Origin of the sequence: Acidovorax sp. DW039 (genome assembly GCF_037101375.1) — a bacterium.
Lineage (GTDB): Bacteria > Pseudomonadota > Gammaproteobacteria > Burkholderiales > Burkholderiaceae_C > Acidovorax.
This window is the reverse complement of record NZ_AP029019.1, coordinates 1,994,573-2,009,151: the sequence shown is the minus strand read 5'-3', so window position 1 is coordinate 2,009,151 and position 14,579 is coordinate 1,994,573. Positions and strand designations below refer to the sequence as shown.

General features: G+C 64.8%; 13 protein-coding genes. 9 read left to right on the top strand and 4 right to left on the bottom strand.

Features of this window, described 5'->3' with window-relative positions:
- Positions 1-130: 130 nt before the first annotated feature.
- Both AACH87_RS08975 and AACH87_RS08970 read right to left on the bottom strand, forming a co-directional pair.
- Positions 131-1,087 (bottom strand): DMT family transporter, encoded by a 957-nt coding sequence (locus AACH87_RS08975; protein WP_338798460.1) that lies wholly within the window; start codon positions 1,085-1,087, stop codon positions 131-133.
- Complete coding sequence (locus tag AACH87_RS08970) at positions 1,084-2,019, bottom strand: LysR substrate-binding domain-containing protein (protein ID WP_338798459.1); 936 nt, start codon at positions 2,017-2,019, stop codon at positions 1,084-1,086. The genes AACH87_RS08975 and AACH87_RS08970 overlap by 4 nt, the downstream gene beginning before the upstream one ends.
- Positions 2,020-2,126: 107 nt before the next feature.
- Here AACH87_RS08970 and AACH87_RS08965 point away from each other — a divergent pair, with 107 nt between their 5' ends.
- Positions 2,127-3,215: a tartrate dehydrogenase gene (locus AACH87_RS08965; RefSeq protein WP_338798458.1), complete on the top strand. Its 1,089-nt coding sequence runs from the start codon at positions 2,127-2,129 to the stop codon at positions 3,213-3,215.
- 75 nt (positions 3,216-3,290) lie between these two features.
- On the opposite strand, the gene AACH87_RS08960 is transcribed toward AACH87_RS08965, so the two are convergent.
- Entirely contained in the window at positions 3,291-3,902 is a 612-nt protein-coding gene (locus AACH87_RS08960) for a TetR/AcrR family transcriptional regulator (protein ID WP_338798457.1), read from the bottom strand.
- A gap of 114 nt (positions 3,903-4,016) precedes the next feature.
- Between AACH87_RS08960 and AACH87_RS08955 the strand changes: the two genes are divergently transcribed.
- The 3 genes from AACH87_RS08955 (at position 4,017) to AACH87_RS08945 (ending at position 6,862) form a co-directional block, all read left to right on the top strand.
- Positions 4,017-4,520, top strand: coding sequence for an HPP family protein (locus AACH87_RS08955; protein WP_338798456.1), 504 nt, complete (start codon positions 4,017-4,019; stop codon positions 4,518-4,520).
- Positions 4,521-4,766: 246 nt separating this feature from the next.
- On the top strand, positions 4,767-5,555 hold the full coding sequence (locus tag AACH87_RS08950) for a MetQ/NlpA family ABC transporter substrate-binding protein (protein ID WP_338798455.1): 789 nt from the start codon (positions 4,767-4,769) through the stop codon (positions 5,553-5,555).
- Positions 5,556-5,974: 419 nt separating this feature from the next.
- Positions 5,975-6,862 (top strand): LysR family transcriptional regulator, encoded by an 888-nt coding sequence (locus AACH87_RS08945; RefSeq protein WP_338798454.1) that lies wholly within the window; start codon positions 5,975-5,977, stop codon positions 6,860-6,862.
- A gap of 84 nt (positions 6,863-6,946) precedes the next feature.
- Here the strand turns inward: AACH87_RS08945 and AACH87_RS08940 are convergent, their stop codons facing one another.
- A complete protein-coding gene (locus AACH87_RS08940) occupies positions 6,947-7,882 on the bottom strand; it encodes a LysR substrate-binding domain-containing protein (protein WP_338798453.1) in 936 nt (311 codons plus the stop codon).
- 144 nt (positions 7,883-8,026) lie between these two features.
- On the opposite strand from AACH87_RS08940, the gene AACH87_RS08935 reads away from it, so the two are divergent.
- From AACH87_RS08935 to AACH87_RS08915, 5 genes are all read left to right on the top strand, one after another.
- Positions 8,027-9,016: a tripartite tricarboxylate transporter substrate binding protein gene (locus AACH87_RS08935; RefSeq protein WP_338798452.1), complete on the top strand. Its 990-nt coding sequence runs from the start codon at positions 8,027-8,029 to the stop codon at positions 9,014-9,016.
- A 62-nt stretch (positions 9,017-9,078) separates the two neighbouring features.
- Positions 9,079-10,608, top strand: coding sequence for an altronate dehydratase family protein (locus AACH87_RS08930; RefSeq protein WP_338798451.1), 1,530 nt, complete (start codon positions 9,079-9,081; stop codon positions 10,606-10,608).
- 80 nt (positions 10,609-10,688) lie between these two features.
- Positions 10,689-12,164, top strand: coding sequence for an NAD-dependent succinate-semialdehyde dehydrogenase (locus AACH87_RS08925; protein ID WP_338798450.1), 1,476 nt, complete (start codon positions 10,689-10,691; stop codon positions 12,162-12,164).
- 93 nt (positions 12,165-12,257) lie between these two features.
- A complete protein-coding gene (locus AACH87_RS08920; RefSeq protein ID WP_338798449.1) occupies positions 12,258-13,262 on the top strand; it encodes a tripartite tricarboxylate transporter substrate binding protein in 1,005 nt (334 codons plus the stop codon).
- A gap of 130 nt (positions 13,263-13,392) precedes the next feature.
- Positions 13,393-14,559, top strand: coding sequence for an exo-alpha-sialidase (locus AACH87_RS08915; RefSeq protein ID WP_338798448.1), 1,167 nt, complete (start codon positions 13,393-13,395; stop codon positions 14,557-14,559).
- Positions 14,560-14,579 lie beyond the last annotated feature (20 nt).

Here is a 14,579-nt window from a genome sequence, read left to right as displayed (position 1 = left end):
TACCAAATCAATAGCTGCCTGCGCTTTTAAATCAAGCGCTGGCAGCTATTTTTTTATGGAACCGAAGCGTTCCTGGCCTGCAGAAACAGTTCATGGCTGCACACGGGCAGTGCGGCCAACCGCCCACGCCTCAGCCCAACAGCAGCGCACACCCGAGCACCGCCATGGCAGCGCCCACCCACGCACCCCAGGACGGGCGCTGGCCGGTGCGCCACCACAACAGGGGCAACAGCAGCACGGGCGACACGGACGACAGCATGCCCACCAGCCCGGCACTGCCATGCTGCAGGGCCTTGAGGATCAGCGTCATGCCCACCGCCATGGCCAGCGTGGCGCTGGCAAAGGTGTAGGCCAGGTCGCGCCACTGCAGGGGCGACTGCACTCGCGCCATGGGCAGGCCTGTGCACCACAACAGGGCATGGCACGCAAAGCCTGCCGTCATGCGCACCGCTGACGCGGCCACCGGATCCAGCCCCGCCGCCATGGCGGGCTTGAGCACCAAGGTGCCCACCGATTGCCCGAGCGCCGAAAGCACCCCCAGCGCCACGCCCGCCGCCAGTTGGCCCTGGGTGGATTCGAGCTGGTGTGCCACACCAATGCGCTTGCCGAACGCAATGGCCCCCATCACGCCGCCCACCAGCAGCACGCCGCCCGGCAAAGCCCAGCCCTTGAGCGATTCGCCCAGAAACAGCGCCGCCAGCACCACCGTGAACAGTGAATGCGTGGCAAACAGCAAACCCGAACGGCGCGGCCCCAGCCGGTTCATGCAGGCGAACAGCGCCGTGTCACCCACAAAGATGCCAATCACGCCTGACAGCACCAAGAGGCCCACGGCATTCCAGACCCCTTCACCAGCGGCACCTGACCCTGCACCCAAGCCGTCTCCAGCCAAACTGCGCCAGCTGCCCGTGGCCAGTGCCATACCCCACAGCAGCAACGCCGCAAACACCATGCGCCAGCGGGTAAAGGCAAACGCCCCCATGCGCGCCGATGCTGCTGCAGAGAACAAACTGGCCGTGGCCCAGGTGGCCGCAGCCAGCACAGCCAAACTCTCGGGGGGCAACCAGCCAGGCCAAGTCCCGCTCATGCCGCGCCCTCCCCGGTCACCACGCCAGCCGCCCAGGGCCTGCGGCGAAACTGCTCCTGCAGAAACTCCACACACACCCGGACCTTGGCCGAGCGCTCCAGCCGCGTGGGGTAGACGGCCCAGATGTTGGCTTCCTGCTGCCAGTCGGGCAGCACCTGCACCAGCTCGCCGCGCTGCAGCAGCGGCCCCACATCCCACAGCGAGCGCAGAGCAATGCCGCGCCCATCCACGGCCCACTGCACCACCATTTCGCCATTGTTGGCCGACAAGGGGCCGCGCACCTTCACCGCCTGCTCTTGCCCCGCATGGCGCAGTCGCCACACGCCAAAGGGATGGTCGCGCTCCTTGATCACCAGGCAGTCATGACCCGCAAGCTCAGCCAAGGTTCGCGGCACGCCACGCCGCGCCAAATAAGCCGGGGATGCGCACAGCACGCGGCAGTTATCCGCCAGGCGGCGCGCAATCAGGTGCGGGGCGATTTCATCGCCCACACGCACGTCTAGATCAAAGCCCTCACCCGCCACATCCACCAGCCGGTCAAACACCTCCAGCCGCACCTGCAGGCCGGGATGGCGCTCCACCAATTGCGACAGCACAGGGGCCACCACGTTGCGGCCAAAACCGAAACTGCTGCTCACGCGCAGCAGGCCACGTGGCTCAGCGCGCGTTACCGCCACCTCCTGCAGCAGCTGGTCCACATCGTCCAGGATGCGCTGGGCCCAATGGAACACTCGCTCGCCCTCCTCTGTCACGCTCACGCGGCGGGTGGTGCGGTGCAGCAGCTTCACGGACAGGTCTTCTTCCAGCAGGCGGATGCGCTTGCTCACAAACGCAGGCGAAGCCCCCAGCTCTTGCGCGGCCTCGGCAAAGCTGGCCTTGCGCACCACCACGGTGAAAACGCGCAGATCGTCGGGCGAGGGTGTTTTATGCACGATATGTAAACAATGAGGCCACAGATGGCGGATTGTATTTATCTCCGGCATGGCAAAAAATACTGCCATCCTGACACCTTCTTCCAACGACCTTTACGGAGACCCTCATGCCTCAAACCTACAAGATTGCCGTTTTGCCCGGAGACGGCATCGGCAAAGAAGTGATGCCCGAAGGCCTGCGCGCCGTGCAAGCGGCTGCCGCCCGCTTCGGCCTGGATCTGCAACTGCACGAGTTTGAGTGGGCCAGCTGCGACTACTACGCTGCCCACGGAAAAATGATGCCCGACGACTGGAAGGCCCAGCTTTCAGGCATGGACGCGATCTTCTTCGGCGCCGTCGGCTGGCCCGCCACCGTGCCTGACCATGTGTCTCTCTGGGGTTCGCTGCTCAAGTTCCGCCGCGAGTTTGACCAGTACATCAACCTGCGCCCCGTGCGCCTGTTTGAAGGCGTGCCCTGCCCCCTGGCAGGCCGCAAGCCCGGCGACATTGACTACTACGTGGTGCGTGAGAACACCGAGGGTGAATACACATCGCTCGGCGGCGTGATGTACGAGGGCACGGACCGTGAAATCGTCATTCAGGAATCGGTCTACTCGCGCCATGGTGCCAACCGCCTCTTGAAGTTCGCCTTCGACCTGGCCCAAAGCCGCCCCAAAAAGCATGTGACCCTGGCCACCAAGAGCAATGGCATCGCCATCAGCATGCCCTGGTGGGACAAGCGGGCCGACGAAGTCGCCAAGGACTACCCCGGCATCACGCTGGACAAGCAGCACATCGACATCCTCACCGCCCGCTTCGTGCTGCAGCCCGGCCGCTTTGACGTGGTAGCAGCCACCAACCTGTTTGGCGACATCCTCTCGGATCTGGGCCCCGCCACCACCGGCACCATTGGCCTGGCCCCTTCGGCCAACCTGAACCCCGAGCGCACCTTCCCCAGCCTGTTCGAGCCCGTGCACGGCTCCGCGCCCGACATCTATGGCAAGAACATCGCCAACCCGATTGCGATGATCTGGTCCGGCGCGCTGATGCTGGACTTCCTCACGCAAGGCCAGGGCGCTGGCCGTCAGGCCCACGATGCCATCGTGAGCGCCATCGAAGAAATCATCAAGAGCGGCCCCCGTACGCCCGACCTGGGCGGTACGGCCAACACCACGCAAGTGGGTGAGGCCATTGCGGCGCGCATTGCGCAGGGCTGACGAACACTCAGCCCACCCGCCTCCCGTCTCTTGCGCCCATCAGGCGAAGAGAGTGGGAGGCGTTGCCGCCAGCCCTTACTGCGCTGGCCCTGCCGACTGCCACAAAGCCCGCAACAGCGCCTCCAGCACTCTCAGCGCAGGTGCTGGCTCCTTTGTCATTTGGACCCGCACGATGGCGCCATCCACCGCCATGGCCACGGCTTCTGCCAGCGCCGCGTAGGCAGGGTCCGGTGGCAGCTGGGCGGCGATTGCCTGGGTCATCTCCCGCTTGTGACGTCGGGCAATGTCCACAACCTCTGCCCCCAGCCCCTCGGCTTCCGCCACGCCATTGATGAAGGCGCAACCACGGAAATCGGGCATTTCAAACCATGCCTGCATGGCCTGCACCACGCACTGCAGCGCAAAGCTGCCGTCGGCCGGGGGCTGTTCCAAGGCTGATCGAAACCATTGCATCCAGACCGCGTGCCGGTGCTCCAGGTAGGCCACCACCAGGTCTTGTTTACTGGGGAACTGCCGATAGAAGGTGACTTTGGTGACGCGGGCCTCGGCAATGATCCTGTCAATGCCTGTGGCACGAATCCCCTCCCGATAAAAGAGCATGTGAGCGGTGTGCAGGATGCGCTCCCTGGCGCCCATCGAGGCGAGATCCGGCTCATGGCCTTGCACGGCGAACAACAGATTGGTCATGGCATGCAATGGTAGACAAATCTGTCTACATCGCCTAGCATTCAAGCATGTAGACAGACTTGTCTACATGACCATCCCCTTTGAACGCTCCCACTTCGATTGCGAGACCCATCCATGCTGTTCCATAAACTCCGCGGCCAGCGTGCTGCCTTGCCCCCACGCCCTCCCCTCAGGGCCATCGCATTGGCCGGACTCGGGGGCGTCCTCGCGATTGCCACGGTGGCTCTGGCGGGACAGCAGTGGGCCTTGTCCCTCATCCTCGGGTCCTTCGGTGCCTCGTGCGTGCTGGTGTTTGGCTTTCCGGATGTGCCTTTCTCGCAACCTCGCAACGTGGTGGCGGGCCATTTCCTGAGTTCGCTGACCGGGCTGGCATTTCTGCAGTGCGCGGGACCCCATTGGTGGGCCATGGCCCTGGCCGTAGGCACCGCCATCGCCTTGATGATGTGGACGCGCACGGTGCATCCACCCGCCGGTTCCAATCCCGTCATCATCTTTCTGGCGCAGCCTGGATGGGGGTTTCTGTGGTTCCCCACCCTGGCAGGGGCAGTGGTCCTGGTGCTGGTCGCGCTGCTGTACAACAACCTGACGCGCCAGGCTCGCTACCCACAGTACTGGTAATCAGTCTTCTGCCGCACACAGCCTCCCGCCCGGTTGCTCCTTATTTCATAGCTGCTTGCGCTTTCAGGATATGCGCTGATGGCAATTTTTGCCCTCAATCTACAAAAGCACTTATTGAAATAAGAAACCACTACGTTATATCGATATGAAAATAAAAACCTGTTACGCACCAAATGAGGGAATTAAACTTTGCAACAGCCCGGTCTGACGGCCGGAAGTCATCTTCCCTCTTTGAAAGACATTGCAATGCTGAAAAAAGCCCTTTCCGCTCTGGCCTTTGCCACTCTGGCTTTGAGCGCCCAAGCTGCTGACGTGGTCCTGAAAGTGGCCGCGTCCTCAGTGCCGCACGCCGAGATCCTGAACTTTGTGAAGCCCCGCCTCAAGGCTGAAGGCATCGATCTGCAGGTGCGCGAATTCAGCGACTACATCCAGCCCAATGCAGCCGTGGAAGACAAGCAGCTGGACGCCAACTACTTCCAGCACCAGCCGTATCTGGACAGCTACAACAAAGACCGCAAGAGCAGCATCGTGGCCGTACCCAATGGCAATGTGCACATCGAGCCGTTCGGGGCCTACTCCAAGAAGATCAAATCGGTCAACGAACTCAAGGACGGCGCCACCGTCGCCATTCCGAACGATCCATCGAACACCGGCCGCGCGCTGCTCCTCCTGCAATCCCAGGGGCTGATCGAGCTGAAGGACCCGAAGAACATCACGGCAACACCCATCGACATTGTCAAAAACCCCAGAAAGCTGCGCTTCCGCCAACTTGAAGCGGCCCTGCTGCCCCGCGCACTGGACGACGTGGACCTCTCCCTCATCAACACCAACTACGCCATCGAGGCCAAGCTGAACCCGTCGAAGGACGCACTGTTTCTGGAGCCCGGGGATTCCCACTACGCCAACTTTGTTGCTGCCCGCAAGGACCGTGCGAACGACCCCAACATTCAGAAGCTGGTGAAGGCGCTGCGCACACCGGAAGTGAAGAACTTCATCCAGGAAAAGTACAAGGGCGCAGTGTTTCCCGCGTTTTAAGGGTCAAGGCGGACAACCTCTGGCCGCCGTTTTCCCACCCCACAGCGCTGCCTTGGCAGCGCTTTTTTATTGTGCAAACCCAGACACAACCCCATCGCGGGCACCGTGGGAGAAAGCTGCACGGTGGCCCATCATCCCCCACCCGGCGGCACCCTGAATTGCGCGGTAATGCGTTGCTCTGCCCGCATCATCAAGTGCGCCGCTCGCGCCAGCCAACCTCGCCATGCCTGGCCCGCCAACCCACACGGGCGCACCGCCAAGGCTGGGGGAACGGGATTCGCCGGAAGCGAGGTCTGCTCGGCTGGAACACAGGAAGAGGTCACAGGCGTTGGCTTCATGGATCAGCATGCTCGTGCCGCGGCTAACATCTGTAAAGTTGAATTAACTGACAATTGAATTCATAAACTCTGATGTAACCCATGCGCAATCTCAACCTGGACCAACTGCAAACCCTGGTCGCCATTGCAGACCTGGGCACCTTCGCCGCTGCAGCGCAGGCCCTGCACCTGGCTCCGCCCACCGTGAGCTTGCACATCAAGGAACTGGAAACGCGCCTGGAGGCAGAGCTGGTAGTGCGTGGCCGCCGGCAGGCAGAGCTGACGCCAGCGGGGGAAGTGCTGGTGCAAGAGGGGCGACAACTGCTGCTGGCCAGTGACGATCTGGTGGAGCGCGTGCGCCGCCGCGCTGCGGGGCGCGAGGGAGTGGTGCGCGTGGGCGTTTCCGCAGGGGTGAGCACCCGGCTGCTCCCCCTCATGCTGGAGGCATTGGCCCAGCGCTGCCCAGGGGTAGAGCTGCGGCTGGAGGCGGTGGGTTCGGCAGAGTCCATGCAGCGCCTCAAGGCTGGCACGCTGGACCTTGCCATCATCGCCAGCCCCCAGCCCCCACTGCCCGAAGTGCGCCAGACCCCGTGGCGCAACGACCCGATGGTGGCACTGTTGCCTGCCAGCTGGGAGGCCCCAGACACCATCACACCCGACTGGCTCGCCAGCAGGCGCTGGGCATCGTTCGCGCCAGCCACGCAAATGCACGGCTTGATCGCCCACTGGTTTGGTCAGGCGGGCCACCATGCCCGCCCGTTTCTGACCCTGAGCTACCCTGGGGCCCTGAAAAGCCTGGCAACGGCCAGCCGATGCGCCGCCCTGCTGCCACTGGAAGAAGTGCAAGACCTGCAAGGTGCCCCCGAGGTGCAGGTGCGCCCCCTCAGTCCCACCCTGATGCGCCCCATGGCCGTGGCGCACCGCCACCACCCTTCACCCGCGGTACAGAGCGTGCTGGAGTTGCTGGCCGAGTTTGCTGATGCTCATTGACGCTCCCTGCCGCTTGCTGACCAAGCCCCGTCACGGAGCGCGCCACAACCCACGCGAGAAGATCCAGACTATTCCTGCTGGGCTCTAACCCATGCCCCGCGCCACCTCGCGCAGGCACTCCACCAGTTGCGCCGTCACCGGGGTTACCCGCTGGTCGCGCAGGGTGATAAGCCCCACAGGAGGCAGCTCCACCGTCACGGCCAGCTTGAGCACCGCCAGCATGCCCAGCGCCGCAAAGTGCTGCGCCACCGAACGGGCCATGAAGGCCACCGCACCCCGCTGCTGCAAAAAGGTGATCTGCGCGAGGAAAGACGCGGACTCCACAATGTCCACCGGGGGATGCAGCCCGTGGGCAAAAAACTGCTGCTCCAGCTTGACCCGCAGCGAAGCCCAGGGGGGTGGCAGCACGCAGGGCTGGCGGGCAATGTCCTCCCACCGCACCGCGCGCTTGCGGGCCAGCGCGTGGCCGGGGTGCACCACGGCCACCATGGGGTCCTGGTACAGGGCTTCGGTTTCGAGGTCGGGCGAGGCGTAGCCGGGCTCCAGTCGGCCCACAAACAGGTCCAGCTCGCCCAGGCGCAGACGGGGCAGCAGCCGGGTCAGGTCGCCCTCATCAATCAGTACCGTGGTGCGGCTGGAACGGGCCTTGAGCCGCTCCACCGCCTGCGCCAGCAAGGTGGGTGTGGCCGCCACCATTACGCCCACGCTGGTGCGGCCCATGGCACCGCTGGCCTCGGCGGCAATTTCATCGCGCGTGCGGTCGTAGCCCGCCAGCACCGAGCGGGCAAAGCGCACCACGCTGGCCCCCGCGGCCGTGGGCTCGGTGCCGCGAGTGGATCGCTCGAACAGCGGCAGACCAAACATCGATTCGATCTCCGCCAGCGTCTTGGAAACCGCAGGTTGCGTGACGGACAGAAACTCCGCCGCCCGCCCCAGGTGGCGGAACTGGTCCAGCGCCACCAGCATTTGCAGATGGCGCAGCTTGAGGTTGCTGCGCAAAACACGGTCAATCAGAGCCATCGGTAAATCCTTCAACATGCGCAAACGGAAGAACGCTTCATAACCCATTTGCAATGAAGCCAGTCCGTATTTTCATTGGATTGTTATGCAGCATTTCCCAACAATGGTCTCCAACAACGAGAAATTCCCCACGGAGACATTGCCATGCAGACACCCCGCATCGGGCGGCGCCAGCTGGTGCTGGGCACTTTGAGCGCCAGCGCACTTGCACTCACATCCAGCCGCACAGCAGCCCAGAACTGGCCTGAGCGCCCCATCACCTTCATCTGCCCCTGGCCTGCGGGCGGCACGGCCGACCAGTCCATGCGTGCCCTGTGCACCGTGGCCGGGCGCGTGCTGGGGCAAAGCATTGCGGTGGAGAACAAGGTGGGTGCCTCCGGCATGATCGGTGCCAAGGCCCTGGCATCGGCCAAGCCCGATGGCTACACCGTGGGGCAGATTCCGATTTCTGTCACGCGCTTCTCGCAGCTGGGCACCCTGCAGGCCGACCCGCGCAAGGACTTTGCCTACATCGCCCGCACCTCGGGCCAGACCTTTGGCATTGCGGTGCCAGCAGCCTCCCCTTTCAAGACCCTGAAGGACTTTGTGGACTTTGCCAAAGCCAACCCAGGCAAGGTGACCTATGCCCACGCAGGTGTGGGTGGTGCTACCCATGTGGGCATGGAAGAGTTTGCAATGGCCGCAGGCATCCAGCTCAACCACGTGCCCTACAAGGGTGGTGCCGAAGCGCTGCAAGGCGTGCTGGGCGGGCATGTGGATGCCCTGGCCGACAGCAGTTCGTGGGCTCCGCATGTCGAGGCGGGCAAGCTGCGCCTGCTGGCCACCTGGGGCGAGCTGCGCACTGCGCGCTTCAAGGACACGCCGACCCTGAAAGAGCTGGGCTACAACGTGGTGGTGGACGCCCCCAACGGCATTGGCGCCCCCAAGGGGGTGGACCCCGCCATTCTGGCCAAGCTGCGCGAAGCCTTCCGCCAGGCGGTGGCCAGCCCCGAGTTCAAGGCCGTGGCGGACAAGCTGGACGCCCCCCTGCTCTACCTGGATGGCCCCGACTACGAAAAGTACGTGAACACGGTCTACCAGAAGGAAACCATGCTCATCGACAAACTGAAACTGCGCGAGCTGATGAAAAGCTGAAGCAGCCGACCAGCCCGCCCAGCCACCCAGCCCATTGACGCCCCACGACAGAAAGCGCCCTGATGTCCCGCACCGATAGCCCCCTGCTGCACCTGCACCCCAACGACAACGTGCTGGTCGCCAAGACCGTCCTGGCCCTGGGGCAGGAGATTGCGGAGCTGGGCGTGCGCACCCGCGCCCAGGTGCCCGCAGGGCACAAGATTGCGGCCCGCCGCATTGCAGCGGGAGAGCAGGTCAAAAAGTACGACACCGTGATCGGCGTGGCCACGCGCGATCTGGAGCCGGGCGACTACGTGCACAGCCACAACCTGCAGCTGGTGGACTACTACCGCGACCCGGCTTTTGGCACCGATGTGCGGCCCGTGGATTACGTGCCCGAGGCGCAGCGCGCCACCTTTGAAGGCTATGTGCGCGCCGATGGGCAGGTGGGCACGCGCAACTTCATCGGCATCCTCTCGTCGGTGAACTGTTCGGCCACGGTGATCAAGAACATCGCCGCGCACTTCACGCCCGAGCGGCTGGCCGCTTACCCCAACGTGGATGGCGTGGTGGCCTTTGCGCAGACCAGCGGCTGCGGCATGTCGTCACCCAGCGAGCACTTTGATGTACTGCGCCGCACGCTGGCGGGCTATGCGCGCCACCCCAACTTGGCGGGCGTGCTCATCGTGGGCCTGGGCTGCGAGCGCAACCAGGTGGATGGCTTGGTCGAATCCCAGGGACTCAAGACAGGCCCACAGCTGCACACCATGGTGATGCAGGACGTGGGAGGCACCCGCGCCACGATTGCTGCGGGCATTGCCGCCATTGAATCCATGCTGCCCGCTGCCAACGCCGCACGCCGCAGCACCGTCCCCGCCAGCCACCTCAAGATCGGGCTGGAGTGCGGTGGCTCGGACGGCTTTTCCGGCATCACCGCCAACCCCGCACTGGGCGCGGCCATGGACATTCTGGTGCGCCACGGCGGCACCGCCATCCTGAGCGAGACGCCCGAAATCCACGGCGTGGAATTCATGCTCACCCGCCGCGCCATCAGCCCTGAAGTCGGCCAGAAGCTGCTGGACCGCCTGGCCTGGTGGGAGAAATACACCGCAGGCCAGAACGCCCAGTTCAACGGCGTGGTGGGCCACGGCAACCAGGCGGGCGGGCTGGCCAACATCTTTGAAAAATCACTGGGCAGCGCGATGAAGGGCGGCACCACGCCCCTGCGTGCGGTGTACGAATACGCCGAGCCCATCACCGAGCACGGCTTTGTGTTCATGGACTCACCCGGCTACGACCCCGTGGCCTCCACCGGCCAGATTGCCAGCGGCGCACAGCTCATCTGCTTTACCACCGGGCGCGGCTCCATGTTTGGCAGCAAGCCTGCGCCCACCATCAAGCTGGCCAGCAACACGCCCATGTTCACCCGGCTGGAGGAAGACATGGACATCAACTGCGGCGTGGTGATCGACGGCGAATGCACCGTGCCGGAGATGGGCCAGCGCATCTTCGAGCAGATCCTGCGCCATGCCAGCGGCGAGCAGACCAAGAGCGAGCTGCTGGGCCTGGGCGACCATGAATTTGTGCCATGGCACATGGGAATTGTCAGCTGACGCCTATGCGCATTCACTATCAAAAACATAGCTGCCTGCGCTCAACATACGTGCGCTAGGGCCACTTTTCATTCAAACCCATGTCCACCACGCTTTCCCTCGCCCGCCCCGACCTCGTCCGCAGCGCCAACTTCATTGCAGGCCAGTGGGCAGCCTTTGCCGGCCCTCGCCTCGATGTGACCAACCCGGCCACCGGTGCAGTCATCACCTCCGTCCCCGACTCCGGCGCGCCCGAAGCTTTGGCTGCGCTCAATGCAGCCCATGCTGCCTTTCCCACCTGGCGCAAAGTCCCCGCCAAGCAACGCGCCGCCATCATCAAACGCTGGAACGATCTGGTACTGGCCCACCAGGACGACCTGGGCGCATTGATCTCGCTGGAGCAAGGCAAGCCCCTGGCCGAAGGCAAAGGCGAGGTGGCCTATGCCGCCAGCTACATCGAGTGGTTTGGCGAAGAGGCCACGCGCATGAACGGCGAGGTGATTCCCGCCCCCGTGCCGGGCCGCCGCATGTTTGCGCTGAAGGAGCCCGTGGGCGTGGTCGCCGCCATCACGCCCTGGAACTTCCCCGCCGCGATGATCGCCCGCAAGATCGCCCCGGCCCTGGCCGCAGGCTGCACCGTGGTGTGCAAGCCGGCTGAAGACACGCCGCTCACCTCGTTGGCCCTGGTGCAGCTGGCCCATGAGGCGGGCGTGCCAGCGGGCGTGCTCAACATCGTCACCGCCTCGCGCCAGAACACGCCTGCCGTGGTGGACGTGTGGCTGGACGACAGCCGGGTGCGCAAGATCACCTTCACAGGCTCCACCCCCGTGGGCAAGCACCTGGCGCGCCGCAGTGCGGACACGCTCAAGAAGCTGTCTCTGGAGCTGGGCGGCAACGCGCCTTTCATCGTGTTTGAAGATGCCGATGTGGACGCTGCCGTGCAGGGCTTCATGGCCGCCAAGTTCCGCAACGGGGGGCAGACCTGTGTGTGCCCCAACCGGGTGTTCGTACACCGCAGCGTGTTCGATGCCTTTGCCTCAAAGCTCACCGCCGCCGTGGCCGCCTTGAAGGTAGGCCCGGCCAGTGACCCAGCCTCGCAGATCGGCCCCATGATCAACGACCGGGCGGTGGAGAAGATTGAGCGGCACGTCAACGACGCCGTGGCCCGCGGAGCCAAGGTGCTCACGGGCGGCCAGCGCCTGGCCCACCTGGGCCCCAACTACTACGCCCCCACCGTACTCAGCGGCGCGGACGCCACCATGGCCTGCGCCTGCGAAGAGACCTTTGGCCCGGTGGCACCGCTCACGGTGTTTGATGACGAAGCTGAGGTGATAGCCGCAGCCAACGACACACCGTTCGGGCTGGCCGCCTACTTCTACAGCCAGAACGTGCGCCGCATCTGGCGCGTGGCCGATGGATTGGAAACCGGCATTGTCGGCATCAACGAAGGGGCGCTGGCCGCAGAGGCCGCGCCGTTCGGGGGGGTGAAGGAATCGGGCTATGGCCGCGAGGGCTCGACCCATGGGCTGGACGACTACCTGCACACCAAGTATGTTTGCCAGGGGCAGCTGGATTGAGCTGACGCCCCCGGACGGATTCATACGGCGCAAGCCCGCGGCGACGGGCCACGCCACAGGTCAATAAAACCAATCAACCAAGGAGACAAGACCATGAACACACGCAAACCCGTCTCGCGCAGACCGCTGCTGGCTGCCATGGCCAGCCTGGCGCTGGCTGGTGCCCTGCCCCTCGCGCCCATCCTGGCGCAGGCACAGGGCGGCTTCCCCAGCAAACCCATCACCATGGTGGTGCCGTACCCTGCGGGCGGTGCCAACGACATGCTGGGCCGCCTGCTGGGGCAAAAGATGGGCGAGGTGCTGGGCACCCCTGCAATCATCGACAACAAACCCGGAGCCGGTGCCTTGCTGGGCGCAGGCATCGTCGCCAAGGCACCGGCCGACGGCCACACACTGCTGGTGGGCGGCCTGGCCACCCACGCTGCCAGCCCGCACCTGCTGAAGGCCGACTACGACCCGCTCAAGGACTTTGAGCCCATCGGCATGATTGGCCGCGCGCCCATCATCATCATTACCGCAGCAGACTCGCCCTACAAGTCACTCAAGGACGTGGTGGACGCCGCCCGCAAAGACCCGCAGGCCATCATGTACGGCTCGTCCGGCAACGGCTCGCCGCTGCATCTGGCAGGCGAGCTGTTCCTGTCGATTGCCAAGGTCAACATGGTGCACATCCCCTATAAGGGCGGCAATGCGCACATCATCGACCTGATCGGCGGTCGCGTGCCCATCATCTTTGACACGGCCACCAACTCCATGCCCCTGCTGCGCGGCGGCAAGGTGCGCGCGCTGGCCGTAGGCAGTGCCACACGCCTGCCAGACCTGCCCGATGTGCCCACCCTGGCCGAACTGGGCTACCCCCAGTTCGAGTTCTCGGCCTGGTATGCCCTGTTTGCCCCCGCCAAGACACCTGCCGACGTGACAGCCAAGCTGTCGGCCGCCCTGGCCAAGACGCTGAAGATGCCCGAGGTGGCCGCCAAGCTGGGTGAGCTGGGCGTATCCGTGGGCAATGGCAGCGCGAGCGAACTGCGCAGCTTTTTACCCGGTGAGTACCAGCGCGTAGGCAACCTGATCAAGACGGCCAAGATCAAGGCTGACTGATACCTCAGGGGCGCAGACCGCCTGACGATCGCTGGCACCAGCACAGCACTCGTCAGGTGGCCATTCCACTTTTTCGTACGCCTTCTTTTGTGCCTCGACAAGGCCCACTTTTGATTTCCTGGAGAACCCCATGCCTGACGGCCTGCTGCAAGCGCACCCCGATGACCCCACCCGCGAGGTGGCCGACCTGCCCTCGCCCCGCGTACAGGCGCACGCAGCCAACCTGATGGTGCTGGGTGACGGCAGCCTGGGCTGCGTCTGGTTTGGTGGCTCCATGGAGGGGCGATCAGACATCTCGGTCTTCATGTCGCGCCTCGCTCCCGGTGCGCAGCAGTGGAGCCCCGCGGTACAGCTCTCGCACGATGCCGAGCGGTCTGAGCAGAACCCCATCCTCTTTCCTGCGCCCGATGGCACGCTGTGGCTGCTGCACACGGCACAGCTCTCGGGCCACCAGAACACGGCCGTGGTGCGGGTGCGCCGTTCCACCGACCATGGCCACACCTGGTCGGCCCCTGAAACGCTGGCCGAGGCCCCGGCAGGCACGTTTGTGCGCCAGCCCATCCATGTGCACAGCGATGGCAGCTGGCTGCTGCCCATCTTTCACTGCCGCGCGCAAGCGGGCCAGCCGTGGGACGGCAGCCACGACGACAGCGGCGTGCTGCGATCCACCGACCAGGGCCGCAGCTGGCAGGCCGTGACCGTGCCGGGCAGCCTGGGTTGCGTGCACATGAACATCGTGCCTGCCGCCGATGGCAGCCTGCTGGCGTTCTTCCGCAGCCGCTGGGCGGACCACATTTACCGCAGCCGCAGCACCGATGGCGGGCAGACCTGGCAGGCGCCCGAGCCCACGCAGCTGCCCAACAACAACTCGTCCATCCAGGCCCTGCGCCTGGCCGATGGGCGGCTGGCCATGATCTTTAACGCCAGCAGCGCCGCCAACGCTACCGAACGGCGCGAGTCGCTGTACGACGAGCTGGAGGACACCGGCGAAGGTGCCAAGGGTGCCACAGTGGCTGCTACCGCGCAGGCACGCAAGGCCTTCTGGGGCGCGCCCCGCGCACCCATGACGCTGGCCCTGTCGGCCGACGATGGCCTGACCTGGCCCTGGCAGCGCAACCTGGAGGTGGGCGACGGCTGGTGCATGAGCAACGACTCCGAGCAAGGCCGCAACCGCGAATATTCGTATCCGTCGCTGCGCCAGGAGGCCAATGGCACGCTGCACCTGGCCTACACGGTGTTCCGCCAGCACATTCGCCATGTGCGCCTGCAACCCGACTGGGCCACACAGCCAGGCTGAACGAGAACTCGCTTCCGCGA